This window comes from Pseudomonas sp. PDM13, from assembly GCF_025685765.1.
Taxonomy (GTDB): Bacteria; Pseudomonadota; Gammaproteobacteria; order Pseudomonadales; family Pseudomonadaceae; genus Metapseudomonas; species Metapseudomonas solani.
The window spans coordinates 1-4,346 of sequence record NZ_JAOTQU010000053.1; the positions used below are offsets into that span (position 1 = coordinate 1).

The window sequence follows — 4,346 nt, forward strand, 5'->3', positions numbered from 1 at the left end:
TGCAAGCTGCAAGCTGCAAGCTGCAAGCTGCAAGCTGCAAGCTGCAAGCTGCAAGCTGCAAGCTGCAAGCTGCAAGCTGCAAGCTGCAAGCTGCAAGCTGCAAGCTGCAAGCTGCAAGCTGCAAGCTGCAAGCTGCAAGCTGCAAGCTGCAAGCTGCAAGCTGCAAGCTGCAAGCTGCAAGCTGCAAGCTGCAAGCTGCAAGCTGCAAGCTGCAAGCTGCAAGCTGCAAGCTGCAAGCTGCAAGCTGCAAGCTGCAAGCTGCAAGCTGCAAGCTGCAAGCTGCAAGCTGCAAGCTGCAAGAGCCTGGGGGATTGGCAGAGTTCGTCAAGCCCTCGGGCTTATTTATTCCGCACTCCGGACGTAGCCCGGGCTTCAGCCCGGGAAAGCCCAACACCGGCCCGAACGTAGGGTGGACCACGCTTCACCGGTCCACCATTTCGGAGTCATGCCGAGCACCGCTCCGCGTGGGTTTCGCTCCGCTCTACCCACCCTACTTACACGCTGCAAGCGAGGATGGCGGCGCCCTCCCCGCTCAACACCGTTCTTACTTGTCGCTTGCGGCTTGGCGCTTGGCACTGCCCCTCTGGCGCACCGCCTCGAACAGACAGACGCCGGTGGCGACCGAGACGTTGAGGCTGCTGACGCTGCCGGACATCGGCAGCTTCACCAGGTAGTCGCAGTGCTCGCGGGTGAGGCGGCGCATGCCCTTGCCTTCCGCGCCCATGATGAGCACGGTCGGGCCGGTCAGGTCCTGCTGATAGAGCTCCTGTTCGGCTTCGCCGGCGGTGCCGACGGTCCACAGGCCTTTCTTCTGCAGCTTCTCCAGGGTGCGCGCGAGGTTGGTCACGGCGACCAGGGGGATCACCTCGGCGGCACCGCAGGCCACCTTGCGCACGGTGGCGTTGAGGGTGGCGGACTTGTCCTTGGGCACGATCACCGCCAGCGCACCGGCGGCATCGGCGGTGCGCAGGCAGGCGCCGAGGTTGTGCGGGTCGGTCACGCCGTCGAGCACCAGCAGCAGGGGCGGGCCTTCAGCCCCCTCCAGCAGCTCGTCGAGCATGTTCTCGCCCCAGACCTGGCTGGGGCTGACCTCGGCGACCACGCCCTGGTGGACGCCTTCGGCCCATTCATCCAGCTCGTGCCGATCCTTCTGCCCAACAGGCACACGGAACTGGCCGGCCAGTTCGACCAGCGCCTGGACGCGTGGATCATGCCGGCTTTCCGCCAGCCACAGCTGCTTGACCCGCTTGGGGTGGTGACGCAACAGCGCTTCCACGGCATGAACGCCGTAGACCTTTTCCAAATCACTCATGGTTTGACCTTGTCACTGCCGCCAGCGGCTTTCGTCTTGGGCGGTCCCTTGCGGTGCTTGGTGGGCTTGCTTGCCGGCTTGGCCTTCTTCGGCTTGCCGCCGCTTGGTTTGCTGCCGGGCTTCTTGCCGGGCTTGGCGTCACGTTCCTTGGCGGCAGGGTCCTGGCCACCGGCACCGAAAGGTGCCCCCTTGGCAGGACGGGACTGGGCCTTGCCGCCTTGAGGCTTGCCACCGCGGGGCTTTTCACCCCCATGACGCGCTTCGCTGAGCAACGCCTGTTTCAACGCACGGCTGCGGTTGACGTCGGTGTTGCCGAGCATTTCGTCGGCCTGGGCGAGGATTTCCGGCGATACGGGCGGCAGCGCCTGGACCTTGCCAGCCTTGCTGCGGCGCGGCGCCACGGCGACGCCGGGGGCCAGTTGCTCGGGTTGCGGGTTGCGCGCGGCCCTCTTCGCCAGGGCTGCAGGCTTGCTGCCGCGGCTACGGGTCTTGGCGCCTTTGGCCGGCTTGACCTCGGGAGCGGGCGCGGACTTCTCGGCACCGCGCTTCTTGCGGCCACCGGGCGCGCTGAGGGCGTTTTCGGCCAGCTCGAAGTCGATCTTGCGCTCATCCAGGTCGACGCGCGCGATCAGCACTTCGATCGTGTCGCCCAGGCGGAAGCTGCGACCGCTGCGCTCACCGGACAGGCGATGGTGGATCGGGTCGAAGTGGTAGTAGTCACCCGGCAATGCGGTGACGTGCACCAGGCCTTCCACATAGATGTCGGTCAGTTCGACGAACAGGCCGAAGCCGGTCACCGCCGAGATCACCCCGGGGAAGGTCTCGCCCACGCGTTCGCGCATGTACTCGCACTTCAGCCAGTTGGTGACGTCACGGGTGGCTTCGTCGGCGCGGCGCTCGGTCATCGAGCACTGCTCGCCGAGCTTCTCCAGAGCCGCCTCGTCGTACGGGTAGATGCGCGCCTTGACCATGGCCGTGGCGCCCGCGCGCTTGACGTGCACCGTCTCGCGCTTGGAGCGGATCACGCTACGGATGGCACGGTGCACCAGCAGGTCCGGATAACGACGGATCGGCGAGGTGAAGTGGGTGTAGGCGTCGTAGTTGAGGCCGAAGTGGCCCTGGTTGTCGGCGCTGTACACCGCCTGGCTCAGGGAGCGCAGCATCACGGTCTGGATCAGGTGGTAGTCCGGGCGCCCGCGAATGGTTTCCAGCAGGGCCTGGTAATCGCTCGGGGTCGGTTCGCCCTTGCCGCGATTGAGGGTCAGGCCCAGCTCGCCGAGGAACAGGCGCAGCTTGTCCAGGCGCTCGGCCGGCGGGCCGTCGTGCACACGGTAGAGGGAGGGGATGTCGTGGTCCTGCATGAAGCGGGCGGTGGCCACGTTCGCGCAGAGCATGCATTCCTCGATCAGCTTGTGGGCGTCGTTGCGCTGGGTCGGGCGGATCTCGGCGATCTTGCGATCGGCGCCGAAGACGATGCGCGTCTCCTGGGTTTCGAAATCGATGGCGCCGCGTACCTGGCGCGCTGCCAGCAGCACCTTGTAGAGCTTGTAGAGCTGCTGCAGGTGCGGCACGACCTGGGGCATCTGCTCGGCAAGCTGCTTGCCTTCGATGGAATCAGGAGTTTCCAGCAACTGGCTGACCTTGTTGTAGGTCAGGCGCGCGTGGGAGTGGATCACCGCTTCGTAGAATTCGTAGCCGGTCATCTTGCCCGCGCGGGACAAGGTCATCTCGCAAACCATGGCCAGGCGATCGACCAGCGGGTTCAGCGAGCAGAGGCCGTTGGACAGCGCCTCCGGCAGCATCGGGATGACCTTCTCGGGGAAATACACCGAGTTGCCGCGCTTGGCAGCCTCTTCGTCCAGCGCCGAGCCCACCTTTACATAGTGGGAAACGTCGGCGATGGCCACGAACAGGCGCCAGCCACCACCCTTGCGGGCTTCGGCATAGACGGCGTCGTCGAAGTCACGGGCGTCTTCGCCATCGATGGTCACCAAAGGCAGGTGGCGCAGGTCGATGCGCTTTTCCTTGTCCTTCTCGGCCACTTCCGGCTTGAGCTTGGCGGCCTCCTTGATCACGGCCTGGGGCCATTCGTGGGGGATGTCGTAGCTGCGCAGGGCGACTTCGATCTCCATGCCCGGCGCCATGTAGTCGCCCAGCACCTCGACCACTTCGCCCTGGGCGACGCGGAAGTTGCTCGGCCACTGCTCGATCTTCACCTGCACGAACTGGCCGTGCTTGGCGCTGCCCTGCTTGCCCTGGGGCACCAGCACTTCCTGCTGGATCTTCGGGTTGTCGGCCACCACGCGGGCGATGCCGCTTTCTTCGAAGAAGCGGCCGACCAGGGTTTCATGGGCACGCTCGATCACTTCCACCAGCGCGCCTTCGCGGCGGCCACGGCGGTCGAGGCCGGATACGCGCGCCAGGGCGCGGTCGCCGTCGAACACCAGGCGCATCTGCGCGGGGCTGAGGAAGAGGTCGTCACTGCCGTCATCGGGAATAAGGAAGCCGAAACCGTCGCGGTGGCCGCTGATGCGACCGCAGATCAGGTCGAGCTTGTCCACCGGCGCATAGGTGCCACGGCGCGTATAGATAAGCTGGCCGTCACGCTCCATGGCGCGCAAGCGCCGACGCAGGGCCTCCAGCTGGTCTTCGGTGGTCAGACCGAACTCTTCGACCAACTGCTCGCGGTTGGCCGGGGCGCCACGTTCATCGAGACGCTGCAGGATGAGCTCGCGGCTGGGGATGGGGTTTTCATACTTTTCCGCCTCGCGGGCGGCCTCGGGATCGAGGTTTTGCCAATCGGCCATCAGAGGGGATTCACCTTTTCATTCATAGTTATGTTTGCCATCTGTCTATTGAAGCGCGAAATCCGTTCAGCGGTCAGCTTTCATCCAAGAATAATTTTTTTGCCGTCAGGGGTTTACAAGCAAAAAGTCGAACCGTATAGTTCGCGCCCACAGCGTTGCTGAGACGTTGTGAGTGCCCAGGTGGCGGAATTGGTAGACGCACTAGGTTCAGGTCCTAGCGGTGGCAA

The 4,346-nt window shown here is 64.8% G+C and carries 3 protein-coding genes; 1 reads left to right on the top strand and 2 read right to left on the bottom strand.

Annotated features, from left to right (window positions below):
- A partial coding sequence (locus tag OEJ36_RS30335; protein WP_263404646.1) for a hypothetical protein occupies positions 1–364 on the top strand: 364 nt, incomplete at its 5' end.
- 180 nt (positions 365–544) lie between these two features.
- On the opposite strand, the gene rlmB is transcribed toward OEJ36_RS30335, so the two are convergent.
- Positions 545–1,312 (bottom strand): 23S rRNA (guanosine(2251)-2'-O)-methyltransferase RlmB, encoded by a 768-nt coding sequence (gene rlmB / locus OEJ36_RS30340; RefSeq protein WP_263404647.1) that lies wholly within the window; start codon positions 1,310–1,312, stop codon positions 545–547.
- Positions 1,309–4,119 (bottom strand): ribonuclease R, encoded by a 2,811-nt coding sequence (gene rnr / locus OEJ36_RS30345; protein ID WP_263404648.1) that lies wholly within the window; start codon positions 4,117–4,119, stop codon positions 1,309–1,311. Before rnr ends, rlmB begins: the two co-directional genes overlap by 4 nt.
- Positions 4,120–4,346 lie beyond the last annotated feature (227 nt).

What these genes read in the sequence shown, in the direction of transcription:
- rnr (WP_263404648.1), bottom strand. Translation starts at nt 4,119, where the DNA reads ATGGCCGATTGGCAAAACCTCGATCCCGAGGCCGCCCGCGAGGCGGAA.
- rlmB (WP_263404647.1), bottom strand. Translation starts at nt 1,312, where the DNA reads ATGAGTGATTTGGAAAAGGTCTACGGCGTTCATGCCGTGGAAGCGCTG.